The sequence below is a fragment of the Halalkalibacter urbisdiaboli genome (assembly GCF_002156385.1).
Lineage (GTDB): Bacteria > Bacillota > Bacilli > Bacillales > Bacillaceae_D > Halalkalibacter_A > Halalkalibacter_A urbisdiaboli.
In genome coordinates, this window is the sequence record NZ_MVJM01000006.1 from 18172 (window position 1) to 35840 (window position 17669).

Below are 17669 nucleotides of genomic sequence, written 5' to 3' on the forward strand. Positions count from 1 at the left end.
TCCGTTTATCGTACCATATTTGTTCTTTTGTTCACAAATGTTAACTCTCATAGATTTCTGGTTTTAACACACCGATGTATGGGAGGTTACGATAACGCTCCGCATAATCAAGTCCATAACCTACAACAAAGGCATCCGGAACAATAAAACCTGCAATATCAGGTACTAAATCAACTTTTCTTCCTTCCGGCTTATCAAGCAATGTAACGACCTTTACTGATTTAGCCTTTCGATAATGGAACAACTTAATGAGATAACTTAAAGTTAAGCCACTATCAATAATATCTTCAACAATAATAATGTCCCGGCCTTCAACAGAAGTGTCTAAATCCTTTAAAATTTTCACTTCTCCCGAAGAGACCATTCCCTTCCCATAACTAGAGACATCCATAAAGTCCATCTCTATATGTGTGTCGATTCTTTTAACCAAGTCAGACATAAATGGCATGGCGCCTTTTAACACACCGATTATTAATGGGAAACGTCCCTCGTACTCTGCTGTAATTTGGTTTCCTAATTCACGTGTCTTTGCTTGAATTTCTTCCTCAGAAATAAGAATTTCTTTAATCTCGTCCCTCATCAAATTGATATGACCCTCCTGTGTTAACCATTCATACTTTATGATTTTAAAATCATGTCTTCAGGTTCAAATGTAAGAATAAGCTGTTGCTTCGTTTGATCGTAAACATTTGCCAAGCGGCTGCGTTGTAACAGCGGAACCCAAAGGATGTCTCCATTTGCATCAACGATAACTGGCCAAGCCTCTCTTAAGTGTTTACTTATTTTCCGATCAATAAACAAGCGACTTACTTTCTTTGCCCCTGTCATCCCATGCACATTTACCCGATCTCCCGGCTTTTTCGTTCGAACAACGAGCGGCATCGCGACCCTCTCTGCATCCAGAATAAGTGTCGTTTCTCCTTCTTCATAAGGATGACTGTTTGAAGAATAGTAAGCCTTTACAACACCTAACTTCGTCTTAACCTCTCCCGGAATGAACATTTGTGTACATTCATCCATAACGGTATTCATTTCTCCAAAGGAAAAATGACAATACTGATAATCCCGATAGACAAAAAGATCGTTTGCTAAATGCAGTTCCTTTGATGGAGCACTCATTTGGAGCAAAGCGATAACTTGTTCAATATGTATAGATGGTGTAATTGGCGAATTTTTCCCGCTAATATACTTTAATATTAGATGAATCATTCTCCTTTGTAAAGGGACGCTTGTTTTGAGAAAGGCTTCTCGTGAAATTGTTATCTTTTGTTCACTTTTTTCTACAATCACCAACCGCAATCTTTCTTCTGCAAGCATCATTAAATAGTGTTGATCATCCTCTAGCCACTCACTTTGCCGCTGGAAATGAAGATGTGCTTGTTTATTTTCCTGCTTGATAAATGGGAGCATTTGAAATCTAAAACGATTTCGGGTGTAAGAAGTGGATTCATTACTTGAATCTCTTCGTGGAATTACTCCTACTTCACTACAATAATGCTCAATTTGTTCCTTCGTTATTCCTAAAAAAGGCCGAATAATGATACTATCCCTTATTTTTCGCTTTACCGCGATTCCTGTGAGCTGAAATGGAATGGACCCGCGAATAAGCTTCATTAAAAATGTTTCAATTTGGTCGTCGCCGTGATGCCCTGTTGCAATATAACGGTTTGATAACTCGGGTAATAGTGAATCTAGCCAGTTATATCGGAGTTCTCTCGCTGCAGTTTGAATACCAATACGCTTTTGCTCGGCGTACTCCTTAACTGATAATCTTGTTTTATATAAAGGTATACGCAATTGCTGACAAAAGGTTTCAATAAATCTTTCATCTTTATCGGCCTCGGTCCCTCTTAGCTGATGATGTGCATGGGCAGCAACAATGTCTATTCTATACTCTTCCTTCATCGACCATAAATAATGGAGCAACGCCATCGAATCAGGACCGCCAGACACGGCGACAATAACTGTTTCACCACCAGCAAATAGCTGATGTTCCTGAATAAACTTATGAACGTCTCGTTTCATAACGCTGTCCGATGCCCCCTTTGCCAAACGAAAAGATTGATAGAGCAAAAACAAGGCCAGCTGCAATAGCACCAGCCTGTAACATCGTTTCAATACCGAGCTGTAAGCCTAGGAGGTAATCTCCATCTACAAAGGCTAGCATTGTGAAATAAGCACGACTTCCTGGTACTAGCGGGATGATACCTGGAATACTAAACGTTGTTACCGGAACACGATATCCCTTTGCAAGAAAATGTGAGCACGTTGCGCTAACAATTGAAGCGATTGCTGTAGAAAAAATAACCGATACTCCAACGACTGGTAACGTTGTGTTTAAAAACCAAGCTAGAGTCCCAACGAGGCCACCTAACCAGACAACACGTTTAGGTACATTAAAAATAACACCAAATGCAACTGTGGCCATAAAACAAAAAATTAGTTTAAGTAACATGTTCAATCCTCTTCTTTCTCGTCATAATAAGAGCGCAATTGCTAGTGCAATTCCTGTTGCTATCGAAAGAGCCGTTATGATAGCTTCAGCGCCGCGACTAACACCAGCTAGCAAATCGCCAGACATTAAATCTCGGACAGCATTCGTTAGCGGAATCCCCGGAACAAGTGGCATAAGCGTACCGATAATGACTTGATCGAGGTTTTCTCCTACTCCTAATAAAACGAGGCAGATAGCGACTACACCACCTAGAAAGGCCGACATGAACTCAGCGAAAAATTTCACTTTCATATATTCCTGTAAGGTCACAACACACCAGCTTGCAGAGAAACCAGCTATAAATGCAGGAAGAGCATCTGCAAGTCCTCCTCCAAATAAATAGGAGAAAGCCCCCCCTGCGATACCTGAACAAAAATGAAGCAAAAGTGGTGGATAGTTTAAGGGAGCTTTCGCAATTGCATGCAATTGACTTAATGCTTCCTCTTCATTTATCATTCCACTCACAAACTCACGTGACACTTGATTAACGAGAGACACCTTGTTCAAATCCTGCATCCGGTCGTCAACCCGTATCATTTGCATAACATCTCCTACGTCCTCATCTTCAAAGGAAAGAAAGATGCCCGTTGTCGTTACAAAACTATGGACGTGCTTAAAGCCAGCTGCTTTCGCCATCCGTTCAAGCGTTTCTTCTACTCGGTATGTTTCTGCTCCGTAAGTAAGCATAATTTCGCCTGCCAACATGCAAATATCCGTCATACGATATGCATTCATGTAAGGCCCCCATCCATTTTGGCTTTAACGCCTACATCATTTGTCCAAATAAGTATAGGATATACGCTAATAGAAGAAAAGAGAAGAGCAGAAAGAATTCAATGAAATAGGATGACTTTTTCTTTTTTTGTTTTACCTTCTTATTTACTTTTTTCTTTGAAACATGTTTATAGCTTGAGCGGTTTGACACCGCTTCTAAAATATCTCGTTTCATCTCTGCTGCCTCTTTATATTTCCCTTGAAGAGCCTTCATAAGAGGGAGCCGATAAGGGATTAATTCTTGATGTGACTCAATTTTCTGCTTCAGCTGCTGTAACGGTTTATCACCTTGCTTATCAAAGCGTTTTGGATAAGCACAATTTATTAAAATCATCGCAACAGCAAACAAGTCATAGCTTGGCTCGGCCTTTCTAGTACCTAGCCCCCAATAGCCACGATCATAAAATTCTGTATATTCTTTTATTGAGCGACCGAGGAGTGTAGTTCCACCAACATCGAGCCAGCGGACACGTGGTGGTGGGCCGACAACCAGTAAATTATCAGGCTTCAAATCGCCGAATACCCAACCTTCGCGGTGTAAACGGTCTAAGTCGCCTAATAATTGAATAACTATAATTCCAATCCATTCAGATCCGCGATTTTTCGTATATTCAATGAGGTTTTTTCCTTTTAAATATTCCATAGCGTAAAACGGAAATGTTCCTTGTGGCGTTACCAAATCATCCACATCCAATAAAGAAGGCCCAAGAATTTGACCTTGGACCTTAGAGAAGTGCTTTAGCACATTGACTTCGGATGTTATCGCCATATTGTCCTCACCGACCTTTAACGCTACCTGGCCAACATCTGTTTCAGCAAGATATACTGTCCCAGTAGCCCCCGATCCGAGTATCCGAATAATTCTGTAAGGCTTTTTATGCCATTTCCCAATAAATTTGCTGCCGGCTTGGAGCTTATAGGCCTGATTCTTCGTATAGCTGTTCTTCATCACCAGCCATCAAACTCCTTCTTGAAGTAGATTTTGAAAACTTTTGCAACGCCGCTTGTAGAGCGGGACCTGTTGGCGTAATCCCGCCAGAAGAAAGTTTATGAAAAATACCGGTTAATGAATTTAATTGTGGAGTCCAATCTAGTAAACGATCAATTTCTTTTCGTTTCCCAGGAAATGAATAGAGCGAAAAGCGATTCTCACCCATTCGTGACGTCAAGCTAATCGAAAGGTCTGTTAATGCTTCTTGTACCATTGGTAGTTTGTTTGTCATACTAGCACTTGTGTCAACTAAAATTAGTACATCGAGATGAATCGTTTCCCCTAACTCATCGACTACTTCCATTACTTGCCCTCTCTTTTCAGGTGAGAGGTCTTCCATCTCTTGCTCTTTTCCAAGGATTTGCTGTAGCTCTTTATTAACGACACCATGAAGCGTTTGGGTCATAGCCTTTCTTGTAACCATCTGCACTGTTTTAGCTAATTGCTTGGCATAAACAATTTGGCTAACTCCACCTCCAGCCATTGCAATTGCTTCAATTTCTTCTATTCCTTGTTCATTTAAATGATTTCCATCGACAACACCAATGACATTAACTGTGATCCCCTGTTCCTTTGCTAGTGATGCAATTGCAACCGGATCCTCACCTTGATTTGAATGACCATCTGTTAATAATAAAATTTGCTTTAACGTTCCTTTTGCCATATTCATCCCCTCCAAAAAGTACGAATGTTACCATGATTGACCGTTGGAGGGTCATTTATACCTAGCAGTCTCTTTTTTTCTCATTGTGCTCGTTTTCGTAAAATATTTGGTGACTTATAGAGTGGAATTGCAGCCCATTTCGGTGTATTACGTTTCACTTTGGCAACAATGACCGTCATGTCATCATTAATGCTGCCTCGATCAGAGCGAATCACCTTCTCTAGCATTGTATCCGCTATTTCTTGTGGATCGTCAGTATCTAGTTCAGAAATCATTCGCTTCATCCACATATCTTTATTTTCAACATGCTTTGGCGCTTCAAAGATACCATCACTCATCATAATTAATAAGTCACCAGGCTTTAGCTGTTCGCTAACAACTTCTACATCAAACTCTTGAATAATTCCCATCGGTAAATTGCTAGCTTCAACCTTAATAACCTGGTTCCCTCTCTTAATGAAACTTGGGATAGAACCTATTTTTAGAAATTTTGCTGTTGCATCCTGTAAATCGATCATCGCCAAATCTAAGGTTGAAAAGATTTCATCGGTTGTACGTAATGAAAGTACGGAATTAATTGACTTGATGGCAACCGTTTCTTCAATTCCTGATTGTAATACCTTTTGTAAAAGCTGCAACGTTTCATTACTTTCTAAATGAGCTCTCTCCCCGTTGCCCATTCCATCACTAATGGCAATGGCGTATTTTCCTGCTCCTAGCTCAATCGTTGAATAACTATCACCAGATACCCATGCCCCACCCTTAGCAACATTGGCCACTCCAGTTTCAATGACAAACTGTTTAGCCGAGCTAAACGAGACATGACTAAATCCATTCGGATAGAAGCCTGGTTCTTCACGCTTCACAATAATAGTCTCTTGTAAGATATCAGATAAAATAGGGGCAATGATTTTCTCACATTGACCATTCCCGTGGTCAGTGGATAGACTCATTTCAATTTCAATATTGCCTTTTTCAAGACTATAAATATCGACATGGCCCACTTCTAAGCCAACATCGCGTAACGCCTCAAGCATCTGCTCCTCTTGATAATGGTGAGCTTCCTTTTCTCTTTGAATTTCCTTTGCAAAGTCACCCATCACACGAGATACACCTAACAGCTGATCAGCAACAAGTTTACGGCTCTCTAAGACTTGTCTTTTTAACTTTTGATTCGCTTGATAATGGCCATGCTCTTGGCCAATCGATTGAATCACTTTTTCAGGCTTTATACAGTGCTTCTTCCACTCGGCTAGCAATACTTGATCCTTAACATCACCGTTTTTTTCAGTCTCAGTCATAATTTTCTGCATAGATTCATAAGTTTTATTAAAGTTCTCAACCCAACAGCGCTCTTTCTTGAAGCAGGTTTGGCACGTTTTCTCTGTTACGTTGCTCAAAAAATAATCGATCTCTCGTTCATCATCTTCACTTTCTACCTGTTGAGAAGGTGTTTGAAAACTATTAGATAATGTTTGAAAAAGAGTTGAAAATTGTTCAACCCGTCCTGCTGTAATATCACGAATTTTTCGTAAATATTGTTGCTGCTCTTTTGAATATTCTACAGTCCCTGGAATATAGCGAGCTAGTTTACTGATTAAATCCTTTGGTGTTAGAAGGAATACAGCAATAGCAGCTAAAGACTCCATCAAAGTAATTGATACATTTGTAGCCCCTTCACCATACATTCCAATAAGTAAAGTCCCGACAAGTAAGCCTAGACCAACACCAACCTTTTTACCTTCCTTCAGCAACCCTCCGAGTAAACCAGCAAAGGCTAGTAAACTCATCTGATAGAGACTTGCAACACTTGCTAGACTAAGAATTAAACCTGTAACAACACCAACCGTAGAACCAATTGCTGCACCACCAACAAAAGCAAATAATAATACTAAATATCGAGCTAGTACATGCTCAACTGTGATTTCATACATAACCCAACCAACCGTACCAGTCATAATGGATGCAAGTAAAATGATTAGGCAAACAATCTCTTCGTTTCGTAACGGTTGCTTTATTTTTCTAGACGTAACTAGTGGCACACTTTGAAGAAAAATCATCGTAAGGATAAAACTCAATCCAGCCTCTACAGTAGCCATCATTAACGCATAGTTTGTGACCGTCCCCTCCGCGAAAAAGACTAGCATGAGTCTAGTTCCTATACTTGCAGTGAAAACCGTATATGGAAGGGCTTTAGTTGTTTCATTTACGAATCGTGTGACGACTTTTTGCATACAAACATAGACGATAATCGCTGCAAACACATAAGCAACTTCACCGTGATAGCTAGTAAAGGCCCCTGCTAATAATGACAATGCGGCAAGACCAGCCCGTTCACGTTTAATCATATATATTGCCGCTAAAAACGGTAATATAAACGGTGTCAATTCGGATAATATCATGGCACGTCCTAATAGAAATCCAATAATCGCTACAAGCAGTCCCCAATGATAAAAAGCCTTGTTCAGAAGATTTCTTGTCTTAAGTACAGCTTGTCCTAACGACATTTGAACCTGCTCAATGACTTGCGAGGTCCGTTCCGTTTCTGTCCATGCTTTCGTTTCCTTTCGTATCATCTCTAGTCCACCACCCATTCTTAATCGTGGTTTCATTATAAACAGAACTAACTCACAGTTTTTGTCAAAATCACAACGTCGAATCAAAAAATTGTTCGACTTGATTCGGCTAAAACAGGAATGAATACACACGACAACGCAAAAAAATCAATAACTTGAGTAAATTTAGTGAAGAATCCTTACATATGTTGAAGAAACATGATGATAAAAAAATGGATTACACTCCGGTTTCCTTCGATAAGCCGTTTGGACTTAGTTTTAAACACTTTACTTTCCAAAACAAAAAAACCCTACATTCCAAAGAATGTAGGGTTGCGTATGTAATATGGTAGCGGCGGAGGGAGTCGAACCCACGACCTCACGGGTATGAACCGTACGCTCTAGCCAGCTGAGCTACACCGCCATATTAATTGCGACAAGTATTAATATACTATGAATCCATAAGATAGTCAAGCTCTTTAACAAAAAATAATCTTCTATATCCGAATAACCGTTGATGAGAGGTTAAATTAAAAAAAGAAGACAAACAATGCTTGTCTTCCTCTCTATACTTTGATAAGCGAGCAACAAGTTATCCTCGGCGCGCGCCACGACCACCACGCTTTGATTCCGTTTGACGTTTAATTGTTGATAAACGCTCTTCACTATCTTTTAAAAAGCGGCTCATTTTATCTTCAAATGAAACCACTGAACGGCCGCCACTATTTGTACCACGCGGTCCGCGATTACCACCTTGTGGACGTGGTGGGCGTTGAGCATGATTCGGACGAGCAGGTCGTTCAGGTCGAGCAGGTCGTTCTGATCCCGCTGGGCGTTCTGGACGGTCCTTTGCTTTACGAATGGACAAACCAATCTTTCCATCCTTCTCGACATTTACAACTTTAACTAGGACCTCATCTCCAACCTTGAGAAACTCGTTAATATCCTTAACATAATTATCAGCTACTTCGCTGATGTGGACAAGGCCTGTAGAACCACCCGGCAGTTCCACGAATGCTCCAAAATTAGTGATACCTGTAACCTTACCCTGTAACTTGCTGCCTGCTTCGATTGACATGAAAAAATAGATCCTCCTTAAGAAATCTGTAAAATGTTCCTTTGTAATATATTATAACTGAACGAAAAATTTGGTGTCAATCTGATGATTATTCTGGTAATTTAAAAAGTGTTTCACCCGGCTTGGACAAGTAATAATCTCGCCTTGCAATTTCAGCAATATATTCCAAGTTATTATAATTCTCAATTTCCTGTTCGAGATTTTCTTGCTCTAACTCAAGTGTCTCCAGCTGATTTTGAAGAGCCACTCTCTTCTGTTCCTTCTCCTCAATCGTATTAGCTTGGGCATAAATTGTCACAAAAGCGATACAAAAAAGACTAAGACTAAGAATACCCAAAAGCGTTAGGCGACGGATTAATCCTCGTCTTTTTCTAGATTGCGTCTCCATTTCCATCTCTAGTTGTTGCTTATAGGTCGTATCCATTTCCTTTACCATGGAAGAACGTTTTGTGACCATTCTTATCACCCCTTACTCCTTCTTTTTCCTCACTGATTCTATTATTCCTTTAACTTTTTTAAATAGAGGTTGATACCTATTTACGACTTTATCTAGCCTCGTGAGTCGATAGATTAGTAGAAGGAACCATTTAATTGGTTTCCAAAAAAGGCGTAATATCCATAAACTAACCGCTAGAAGAGCTGACAATATCATAATACATAAGGAATAAAGGAGTTGCAATACGTACTTAATCGGTTGATAAAGTAAAACGATAAATAATCTCTTTACAAATTTGTAAAAGCCAATCGAAAATTGAATCATTCGGTCTAAAAAAAGTTGAAAATAACTTCGAAATATTGCTTGATAAGCCGCATAACCACATAATAGCGCTAAAAATATATAAAAGCGAATTTCTCCATTATTTATTTTTAAAAGGACATAAAATACCACCAATCCTTGAACAATCCAAAATAGTATATCATTCAAGGCTACAAGCAAGTGGAAGGAAGGTCTTTTTTTCGAGAAGCGACCGTATGTATCAATAGCTGCTCCGAGCCATATTCCCATTGCAGCCATTGATAACATCGTATAAAGTTGAATACTTAAACTCACTTGAACAACTTCCCAAAGAATCCTTTAGTTTTATCTTGTTGGTTTTGATCTAAATAAACAAAGTCATATATCTTCCCTTCGATTGAAACTAGACCCTGTTCCACATTTAAATTTTTCATGTGTAGATTTTGTCCTCGAATGGAGAGAAAACCCATGACGGTCTCCAATAAAAACTCTTCATTATCAAAACTTTCAACCTGCTTAACGCCAGTAATATCAAGCTGTTTTCTGCCTCTCATTGTTACATCATGATCATTGTTCTGCCGCTCGCGTCCCATTGGTGTTCCAAATTCGTAGTCCATGTTCATTCCTCCTCCTGTGCTTTATTTCATGTTTATGAAACGTTTGAAGGAAATAGAACAAGCTTAAAATCAGCTTACGTAGACAAAAAAATTCCCAACCTAATTTGTTGGGAATTTAATAAATCAATTAGTATTCTTCACTTTGACTCATTTTCTCCTCTTTTACAATCGTATACATCATGGCCGCCTCTTCTTTTCGGCTCATTTCTTTTACTTCATTAATTTTTACGGTTACAAGCTTTTGACCGAACCGCACAATAAGTTCATCACCTGGTTTCACATTAGAACCCGCTTTGGCTACTTGGCCATTAATTGTAATTCTTCCTTGATCGCAAACTTCCTTTGCTAGCGTCCGTCTTTTAATTAACCTTGATACTTTCAAAAATTTATCTAATCTCATTTAACGTTCCTCCTCATTTAAAAAACGCTTTGCTTTGCTCCCACTTTTCATCAAGCTTATCTAACGTCAAATCAGCCATTTGTTTCCCTTCAGCCCAAACATCCTTTTCGATATATTGAAAACGCTTTTTAAATTTCTGATTTGTTGAGTGTAATGCTTCCTCCGGATCAAGTTTGTAAAATCTCGCCAGATTTACGATAACAAATAAAATATCTCCCAATTCCTTCAGCATCTTTTCTCGGTCATTCTGCTTTACTTCCATCATAAACTCCCCAAGCTCCTCCTGAAGCTTCATCCACATTGGAGCAGCATCATCCCAGTCAAAACCAACTTTACCCGCTTTTTTCTGTAATTCAAATGCAGCCATTAACGCCGGTAGCCCTACTGGAATTGAATCTAACTGCGACTTCTGTTCTTCTACACCCTTTTCCTGCTTCTTCATTTCCTCCCAATTAGCAAGAACCTCATCTGCATCGTTTGCAGTTAAATCACCAAACACATGAGGATGTCGCCGTATCATTTTTTCAGTAACGGCTCTAATAACGTCTTGAATCGAAAACCAGCCTTCGTCCTCGCCAATTTGTGCATGTAGCATCACCTGTAACAGGACATCCCCTAACTCTTCAACAAGATGCTCATCATCTTCCTCATCAATCGCTTCTAGAACTTCATAGGTCTCTTCAATTAAGTATTTTTTTAAAGATTTATGTGTCTGCTTCCGGTCCCATGGACATCCATTTGGACCTCTTAACGTAGCAATAACCTCTCGCAGTTGACTAAACTCCTCATAAAGAAGCATTTCTTCTCTAACTGGCGGCACGTACACAGCTGTTAAATTATTTAATGTAGCCACACGATCCAGCTCGTATAAAGGCACTCGCGTAATTTCTTCTTTTTGTGAACCTACTGCTGTTGCAATGACGACTTCATAGTCATCGGGTAGCCGTTCCATTAATGTCAGCTTAACCTCAGAAGCAATCATCGCATCGTACACCTGTACAATAATTTGATGATGACGTAATTCAAGCTCATCCCGCTTAAGTGCGGTGCCGTCGACAATTTGACAGCCTTCGATAGGATCAATTTTCAAGGCCGTATACATCGCATCAAGAAAGCTTTGCCCCCCTAAAAAGGAAAGTTCAACATTTTGAGCTGGAGCGTGCTCAATCAATAACTGAATTGTCCGTTCAGCGACAAACGGGTGACCAGGAACAGCATACGTTAACGATTGCTGTTTCGCCTCAGCTAAAAGCCTTTCAACAATCGCTTTATACACATCTTCAAATTGGTCATGCTCTGTATAGATATCATCGAACGAATGAAAGATCAATCCTTCATTCTTCAATTCATGAAGAACAGGATGATCACTCGTTCGTACATAGAGATTCGGTTCCTTTTGAATATGTCGATATAAACCTAATGGCATTTGATTTAAATCCCCTGCCCCTAGACCTAACACATAAATAGTATTCATAATTCACTCCTTATTTTCTTAAGATAAGGCGACGAAAACGGGAAAGCTTAGGAATCGCCGCAAATTCCGTTTCATCCAAAATATTAAAACGAAGAAGACAAAGGAGTACGGTCAAACCTCCAATGGCAACCGTTGACAATGCCAACACGCTATCAGAAAAGCGGCTCGGTTGTTCAAGTTCAACAATGGTTCTCCAAACCCATGTTGTAATAAATAAGCAACCTAATGTTAGCAACACAGCTCGATAAGCAGTCAGTCTCATGAAAAGCTGTCCAGTTAATCGTTTAAGCATGAAAAGTTGGATACTTACCATTACAGCAAATGAAAATACCGTCGCCATCGCTGCCCCTTTTGTGGCGAAGAGAGGAACAAATAAAACGTTGCCAACTACTTTAATGACAAGTCCAATGAGCAACGTAACAGCGGGCAGATGCACATACCCGTAGCCTTGTAATATTGCTGATAGCGTAACATATAATGTACTCCCAATAATAGCCCAAGATAAGATACTTAATACATCAGATCCTAATCGATCGGTAAAGAGCATATGATTAGTCGGTTCAATAATGACAAATAATCCAATCGTTGCTGCACCGCCCATTAGTAAGGTTAGCCTTAAAGCTAAATCATGATAACTGCGAGCTACTTGTAACCGTTTCTCTGTTACAGCTTTAGCTAAAAGCGGAACTAACGTTAGCGAAAAGGTTGTTGTAACCACCATACCTAGTTGTAACAACGGTTGCCCACGGTCATAAACACCTTTTGCTTGAAACGCTGCCTCCTGCTCATATCCATATACTAAAAGTAGTCTAATAAGGGAAAACACATCGATAAATTGAAATAATATAAAGACGAGTGCACTTAAACAAATAAACAAGCTTTGTTTAAACACATCAAAACTTTTTTGAACCAAAAGCGCCAGTGGAATCTTCTCTAATACAAACCATTCACGATAATTTTTAATGTTCCTTATGAAAAAAAACAACAACGCAACAGAGACAATTCCTCCAAGTAACGAACCGTAAGCTGCTCCTAAACCCGCACCGTATGCACCTAGTCCCATTTCAAGCAAGAGATACGCAAATAGCAAAATCGCACACACCCGTACAAGCTGTTCAATAAGGTGAGAAACAGCAGTCGGTTTCATATTCCCAAAACCTTGATAATAACCTCTCATACTACTAAGAAATGGAAGTAATAGTAACGTTAAACTAACTGCTCTTAATGGCCCCGTAAGTTGAAGGTCACCTATCCATCTTGCTAAAAATGGAGCTCCTAAAAAGAGCAAAACGGTTGAACCGAACGAGAACATGATTAGTCCATAGAAAGAAAGTGAAAAAAAGGTCTTAGCTCCTTCTTCATTTCCTTTGGCACGTTCTTCAGCTATGTATTTTGAGATAATCACCGGAAACCCGTACATCGCTAAAATCATCACAAATCCATAAAACGGGTAGATTTGCTGATAAACATAATAACCGAGATCTCCCGCTATATTTTGATAGGGGATACGATAACCGGCACTTAAAACTTTCGCAAATAGAGCAGTTAATGATAGCAGCATCGCACCCTTCCAAATTGATTGACCTTTGTCATTCTCCAAAACGGTTCCCCCTTAAACTCTACCCATATCATACTCAATTCTACAACCGTAGCCAAGTCATACCCCATTTACTGTAAAGCAATCATTAACAAAATTAGAACAATTTTTTATAATTCACTTTATGTTCTCTTTACATTTCATCGGTAAAATTTGGCTTGTACAAGTGAAAAAAGTTGATTTTCTGAGGGTTGAGAAAATGAGCAAACCGTCGGACTCACTCGATAAAGGGTTAACACTGGAAAAAACGTGCCTGATTTCTCGAGTGTCCTGTTTCGGTTTGCTCTTTTCTATGAATTTGCAACTTCCTAATTTCAACATCCCTCACTATCAAAAATAAGGAGAGAACACACTATGGGAAAAAGCAGACTATTATTCATGATGTTATTAATGCTAGTCCATGTCTTATTTGCATGTTCCACTTCACAAGAAGAGACCTCAAGTCAAGGTACTTCTAATCCTGAGGGAATGGCGAAAGCGGAAATAGAAAATAAGGATGAACAAATTGAGCTTGAATTTTATTATCCAATTGCCGTCGGTGGTCCATTAACAGAAGTAATCGAAAAGTTAGCCGCTGACTTTCATGCTGAACACCCTAACATTAAAGTGAATCCTATCTATACAGGAAGCTATGAAGATACCATGATAAAAACACAAACGGCCGTTCAAGGAGGCAATGCCCCAGATATTGCTGTGCTTCTTTCAACTGAGTTATTTACATTAAAAGAGATGGGCGCTATTGTTCCTCTTGATGAATTTATTACGGAAGCTGGTGGAGACGACTACATAAATCGTTTTTACCCCGCTTTTTTAGAAAATGCTCAGGCAGAAGGTAGCACGTGGAGTATTCCCTTCCAACGCAGTACAATTGTACTCTACTACAATAAAGAAGCATTTGAAGCTGCTGGGCTCGATCCGGAACAACCTCCAAAAGATTGGGACGAGCTTATTTCTTATTCCAAACAATTGAAGGAGGCTGGCGTGACCGATTGGGGAGTTGAAATTCCGACATCAGGATTTCCTTATTGGTTATTTCAGGCTTTTGCCTTACAAAATGGGGAAAATTTAATGAATGGTGACGGTACAGAAGTTTATTTTAACAATCCCGGAAATATTGAAGCTGCTCAACTATGGGTTGATTTAGCAAATAAATATGAGGTCATGCCAAAGGGGGTTATTGATTGGGCAACGGTGCCTTCTGATTTTATCGAACAGAAAACTGCGATGATTTATCATACTACCGGAAACTTAACAAATATCGCTAATAATGCTGGATTTGATTTTGGTGTCGCCTACCTACCTGCAAGTAAGCAGTTCGGTTCGCCTACCGGGGGTGGTAACTTCTATTTATTTGAAGATACAGATCCTAAAAAACGACAGGCAGCTTGGGAGTTTATTCACTGGGCAACCCAACCTGAACAGGCTGCCCAGTGGAGCATGGATACTGGATATGTCGCTGTGACTGCAGATGCTTATGAAACCGAACGGTTGCAAAAGTATACAGCAACTTTCCCTCAAGCAACGGTAGCCCGCGACCAATTAGAGTTTGCTTCTGCCGAATTATCAACCTATCAAAACGGTAAAGTGTATAAAGCCATTAATGACCATTTACAAGCGATTATAACAGGCGAAGAATCACCGGAAGATGGACTTAAAGCTGCACAAGAAGAAGCCGACCGGATTTTAGCTCCTTATAACAACTGATGAGAGAGGCGGGGAACTATGGAGAATGTAACCGAAATAAGTATAGAAAAGAAACGTCAGACAAGGATAAGCGTTCTGTCACGTTCTTTGAAAACAAATATGTATGCATGGCTACTTCTCCTTCCTTCCCTCATTTTTTTGGGACTGTTTACATTATATCCAATTGCGCAAACAATCTATGTTAGTTTTTTCCAAGGTGGTCTTGGGGCGACAGAGCGGTTTTTTATTGGATTGCAAAATTATCAACAGTTACAAAATGATGAAGTGTTTTGGAAGGTTATCAAAAACACATGCTGGTTTGCAATCGGAACTGTACCGACTAGTATTATCATTGCTTTAGGAATGGCCCTCTTTGTGAATAAAGCTCTTATCGGCAATACCTGGCTTCGAGCGATGTTTTTTTATCCAACAATTATCCCAATGATCGCTGTAGCGAATATTTGGCTATTCATTTATACACCTGATTACGGTTTGCTAGCCCAGCTATTACAGTCGTTTGGTTTTCCTCAAATAAACTTGCTAGGCCAGTCATCGACGGTTCTACTAGCGATGATGATCATAGCAATATGGAAAGAAGCCGGCTTGATTATGATATTTTATTTAGCTGGCCTACAAAACATTTCCAAGGAGCTTTATGAATCTGCCAAAATGGACGGGGCTTCAAGCTGGCAAGCTTTTGTTAATATTACATTTCCACTACTAATGCCGACAACGATGTTTGTGTTTATTATTACTTTTACGAATATGTTCAAACTTGTCGACCACATCGTCATTATGACTCAGGGTGGCCCAAATAATTCAAGTAATCTATTGCTCTATTATATTTACGAGACTGCCTTTAAATTCTGGGATCAAGGAATGGCAGCTGTACTAACAGTAGTCTTATTGACGATTTTAGTTGTTTTAACAGCCGTTTACTTCTTTGTAGTTGATAAAAAAGTTCATTACAGTTAGGAGGATTTCCTCATGAAAAGACTTATTCATATTGGAATGATTACACTAGGGATTTTATGGGGGATTCCTTTAGTTTGGGCCTTTGTAACGGCGTTTCGCCCCAGAAACCTCGCAACCTCTAGTGATTTCCCTCTTACGTTTACAACCGATAACTTCATACATGTTTGGAATGCTGTACCATTTGGCCAATATTATCTTAATACACTCTTTATCGTTATCGGAATTCTTATTATACAAATGATTACTATTACGCTAGCTGCCTATGCCTTTGCGCGAATGAATTTCATCGGGAAAAATGTACTCTTTATCCTTATTCTTCTTCAACTGATGGTACCAGCGGAAATTTTGATCTTTCCAAACTATAATATTTTAAACGATTTATCTTTATTGGATTCGAAGCTTGGCATCATGATTCCTTACTTCGCCTCCGCATTTGGCATTTTTCTTTTACGTCAAACATTTAAAGTCATTCCAATTGAACTTGAGGAGGCTGCCAAACTTGAGGGCAGTAATTTACTTCAAATTATTTGGAGAATCTATGTTCCGCTTGCAAAACCAACATATATTGCCTTTGGTTTAGTTTCAGTTAGTCATCATTGGAATAACTTCCTATGGCCTTTAATTGTCGCAAATTCCGTTGAAAACCGCCCGCTTACGGTCGGGCTAGCCATTTTTGCACAATCATTCGAAACCGGTGCACAATGGGCTGAGGTGACAGCGGCAACTATAATGGTCATGCTCCCACTGTTACTCGCCTTCTTTATCTTCCAAAGACAATTTATCGAAAGCTTCATGCAATCCGGGATTAAATAAAAGCAGCATTGCCGCTTTTTAGGAAGCAACTTCTCATGTCTGAAGGCGAACCTTTGCGCTCCTCTTTGGTTCGCTGTACAGCGTGCGTAGTCATTGCTCTCTTTGGAATTCCTCCACAAAAAAAACTCGCCCTACAAAGGACGAGTTTTTTTCCGCTTATTGCTCCATTTGACGAGCTAAAAAACTTGCTGCTGTTTCAGCCATTTTTTGTTCCAATGCTCCCGAAAGAGCTTGATCTTTACTAAAAATTGTAACGGCACCAATTGGATCACCATTTGCAATGATTGGTGCAACCACGTAACCTTTTAATTCATCTGTATGATCTCCGACAAGATTATACTCACCAGGGTTTGATTCTAATTTTGACTTTCGGTCATCCATAACCGATTCAACAATTTCACCGATGCTTTTATTAGCAAATTCCTTTTTTGAAGCACCCGCTACCGCAATATATGTATCACGGTCTGCGATAAGCACATGATGATTTAAACTATCGTATAAAGCTTCTGCATATTCCTTTGCAAAATCGCCTAACTCAGAAATTGGTGAGTATTTTTTAAGAATGACTTCCCCATCTCGATCTACAAAGATTTCTAATGGGTCTCCTTCACGAATTCTTAACGTTCTGCGAATCTCCTTAGGTATGACAACGCGTCCTAAGTCATCAATACGTCTTACAATACCAGTTGCTTTCATAACTAAGATGCCTCACTTTCTTATGATGTAATAACTTGATGATTTGTGAACTTTTTTTGTTAAATCATTTCGTTTCTTACCTCTATTATCCTTCTTTACAAAAGAACTATTCACCATTTTAT

At 39.5% G+C, this 17669-nt stretch carries 18 protein-coding genes and 1 tRNA gene; 3 read left to right on the top strand and 16 right to left on the bottom strand.

The features are described from left to right. Nucleotides 1-40 precede the first annotated feature (40 nt). The 15 genes from hpt to B1R93_RS21330 form a co-directional block, all read right to left on the bottom strand. Nucleotides 41-580, bottom strand: a complete 540-nt coding sequence (gene hpt, locus B1R93_RS21260; RefSeq protein WP_210190998.1) for a hypoxanthine phosphoribosyltransferase — start codon at nucleotides 578-580, stop codon at nucleotides 41-43. Nucleotides 581-618: 38 nt separating this feature from the next. Beyond that, nucleotides 619-2025 (bottom strand): tRNA lysidine(34) synthetase TilS, encoded by a 1407-nt coding sequence (tilS, locus tag B1R93_RS21265; protein ID WP_088105918.1) that lies wholly within the window; start codon nucleotides 2023-2025, stop codon nucleotides 619-621. Beyond that, nucleotides 2006-2455: a threonine/serine exporter family protein gene (locus B1R93_RS21270; protein ID WP_088105919.1), complete on the bottom strand. Its 450-nt coding sequence runs from the start codon at nucleotides 2453-2455 to the stop codon at nucleotides 2006-2008. Before B1R93_RS21270 ends, tilS begins: the two co-directional genes overlap by 20 nt. A gap of 21 nt (nucleotides 2456-2476) precedes the next feature. Further along, on the bottom strand, nucleotides 2477-3229 hold the full coding sequence (locus B1R93_RS21275) for a threonine/serine exporter family protein (protein ID WP_088105920.1): 753 nt from the start codon (nucleotides 3227-3229) through the stop codon (nucleotides 2477-2479). Nucleotides 3230-3260: 31 nt separating this feature from the next. Next, nucleotides 3261-4217, bottom strand: coding sequence for a serine/threonine protein kinase (locus B1R93_RS21280; RefSeq protein ID WP_088105921.1), 957 nt, complete (start codon nucleotides 4215-4217; stop codon nucleotides 3261-3263). After that, nucleotides 4183-4923 (bottom strand): VWA domain-containing protein, encoded by a 741-nt coding sequence (locus tag B1R93_RS21285; RefSeq protein WP_088105922.1) that lies wholly within the window; start codon nucleotides 4921-4923, stop codon nucleotides 4183-4185. The genes B1R93_RS21280 and B1R93_RS21285 overlap by 35 nt, the downstream gene beginning before the upstream one ends. Nucleotides 4924-5003: 80 nt before the next feature. Continuing rightward, nucleotides 5004-7499 (bottom strand): stage II sporulation protein E, encoded by a 2496-nt coding sequence (spoIIE, locus tag B1R93_RS21290; RefSeq protein ID WP_088105923.1) that lies wholly within the window; start codon nucleotides 7497-7499, stop codon nucleotides 5004-5006. A 326-nt stretch (nucleotides 7500-7825) separates the two neighbouring features. After that, nucleotides 7826-7902, bottom strand: a tRNA-Met gene (locus B1R93_RS21295). A gap of 168 nt (nucleotides 7903-8070) precedes the next feature. Beyond that, a complete protein-coding gene (locus B1R93_RS21300; RefSeq protein WP_088105924.1) occupies nucleotides 8071-8556 on the bottom strand; it encodes a S1 domain-containing RNA-binding protein in 486 nt (161 codons plus the stop codon). A gap of 88 nt (nucleotides 8557-8644) precedes the next feature. Continuing rightward, nucleotides 8645-9013 carry a septum formation initiator family protein gene (locus tag B1R93_RS21305; RefSeq protein WP_088105925.1) on the bottom strand — a complete coding sequence of 123 codons (369 nt, stop codon included), beginning with the start codon at nucleotides 9011-9013 and terminating at the stop codon, nucleotides 8645-8647. A 12-nt stretch (nucleotides 9014-9025) separates the two neighbouring features. Beyond that, nucleotides 9026-9607, bottom strand: coding sequence for a spore cortex biosynthesis protein YabQ (gene yabQ, locus B1R93_RS21310; protein WP_088105926.1), 582 nt, complete (start codon nucleotides 9605-9607; stop codon nucleotides 9026-9028). Then, on the bottom strand, nucleotides 9604-9915 hold the full coding sequence (yabP, locus tag B1R93_RS21315) for a sporulation protein YabP (protein WP_210190999.1): 312 nt from the start codon (nucleotides 9913-9915) through the stop codon (nucleotides 9604-9606). Before yabP ends, yabQ begins: the two co-directional genes overlap by 4 nt. 121 nt (nucleotides 9916-10036) lie before the next feature. After that, entirely contained in the window at nucleotides 10037-10309 is a 273-nt protein-coding gene (locus tag B1R93_RS21320; RefSeq protein ID WP_088105928.1) for an RNA-binding S4 domain-containing protein, read from the bottom strand. Between the two features lie 13 nt (nucleotides 10310-10322). Then, nucleotides 10323-11783, bottom strand: a complete 1461-nt coding sequence (gene yabN, locus B1R93_RS21325; protein ID WP_425348993.1) for a bifunctional methyltransferase/pyrophosphohydrolase YabN — start codon at nucleotides 11781-11783, stop codon at nucleotides 10323-10325. Nucleotides 11784-11793: 10 nt separating this feature from the next. Further along, entirely contained in the window at nucleotides 11794-13383 is a 1590-nt protein-coding gene (locus tag B1R93_RS21330) for a putative polysaccharide biosynthesis protein (RefSeq protein ID WP_088105930.1), read from the bottom strand. A 351-nt stretch (nucleotides 13384-13734) separates the two neighbouring features. Here B1R93_RS21330 and B1R93_RS21335 point away from each other — a divergent pair, with 351 nt between their 5' ends. From B1R93_RS21335 to B1R93_RS21345, 3 genes are all read left to right on the top strand, one after another. Next, nucleotides 13735-15084, top strand: a complete 1350-nt coding sequence (locus B1R93_RS21335) for an ABC transporter substrate-binding protein (protein WP_245308401.1) — start codon at nucleotides 13735-13737, stop codon at nucleotides 15082-15084. 66 nt (nucleotides 15085-15150) lie between these two features. Beyond that, a complete protein-coding gene (locus B1R93_RS21340; protein ID WP_425348995.1) occupies nucleotides 15151-16038 on the top strand; it encodes a carbohydrate ABC transporter permease in 888 nt (295 codons plus the stop codon). A gap of 12 nt (nucleotides 16039-16050) precedes the next feature. Further along, entirely contained in the window at nucleotides 16051-16851 is an 801-nt protein-coding gene (locus B1R93_RS21345; RefSeq protein WP_088105932.1) for a carbohydrate ABC transporter permease, read from the top strand. A 156-nt stretch (nucleotides 16852-17007) separates the two neighbouring features. Here the strand turns inward: B1R93_RS21345 and spoVT are convergent, their stop codons facing one another. Further along, nucleotides 17008-17547, bottom strand: coding sequence for a stage V sporulation protein T (spoVT, locus tag B1R93_RS21350; protein WP_088105933.1), 540 nt, complete (start codon nucleotides 17545-17547; stop codon nucleotides 17008-17010). Nucleotides 17548-17669: the final 122 nt, after the last annotated feature.

Bases quoted from the DNA above. Each gene is read 5' to 3' on its own strand.
- B1R93_RS21275 (WP_088105920.1), bottom strand. From the start codon at position 3,229: ATGAATGCATATCGTATGACGGATATTTGCATGTTGGCAGGCGAAATT.
- B1R93_RS21300 (WP_088105924.1), bottom strand. From the start codon at position 8,556: ATGTCAATCGAAGCAGGCAGCAAGTTACAGGGTAAGGTTACAGGTATC.
- hpt (WP_210190998.1), bottom strand. From the start codon at position 580: ATGAGGGACGAGATTAAAGAAATTCTTATTTCTGAGGAAGAAATTCAA.
- B1R93_RS21335 (WP_245308401.1), top strand. From the start codon at position 13,735: ATGGGAAAAAGCAGACTATTATTCATGATGTTATTAATGCTAGTCCAT.
- yabP (WP_210190999.1), bottom strand. From the start codon at position 9,915: ATGAACATGGACTACGAATTTGGAACACCAATGGGACGCGAGCGGCAG.
- B1R93_RS21270 (WP_088105919.1), bottom strand. From the start codon at position 2,455: ATGTTACTTAAACTAATTTTTTGTTTTATGGCCACAGTTGCATTTGGT.
- spoVT (WP_088105933.1), bottom strand. From the start codon at position 17,547: ATGAAAGCAACTGGTATTGTAAGACGTATTGATGACTTAGGACGCGTT.
- spoIIE (WP_088105923.1), bottom strand. From the start codon at position 7,499: ATGATACGAAAGGAAACGAAAGCATGGACAGAAACGGAACGGACCTCG.
- B1R93_RS21320 (WP_088105928.1), bottom strand. From the start codon at position 10,309: ATGAGATTAGATAAATTTTTGAAAGTATCAAGGTTAATTAAAAGACGG.
- B1R93_RS21280 (WP_088105921.1), bottom strand. From the start codon at position 4,217: ATGAAGAACAGCTATACGAAGAATCAGGCCTATAAGCTCCAAGCCGGC.
- B1R93_RS21305 (WP_088105925.1), bottom strand. From the start codon at position 9,013: ATGGTCACAAAACGTTCTTCCATGGTAAAGGAAATGGATACGACCTAT.
- B1R93_RS21345 (WP_088105932.1), top strand. From the start codon at position 16,051: ATGAAAAGACTTATTCATATTGGAATGATTACACTAGGGATTTTATGG.
- B1R93_RS21285 (WP_088105922.1), bottom strand. From the start codon at position 4,923: ATGGCAAAAGGAACGTTAAAGCAAATTTTATTATTAACAGATGGTCAT.
- tilS (WP_088105918.1), bottom strand. From the start codon at position 2,025: ATGAAACGAGACGTTCATAAGTTTATTCAGGAACATCAGCTATTTGCT.
- yabN (WP_425348993.1), bottom strand. From the start codon at position 11,783: ATGAATACTATTTATGTGTTAGGTCTAGGGGCAGGGGATTTAAATCAA.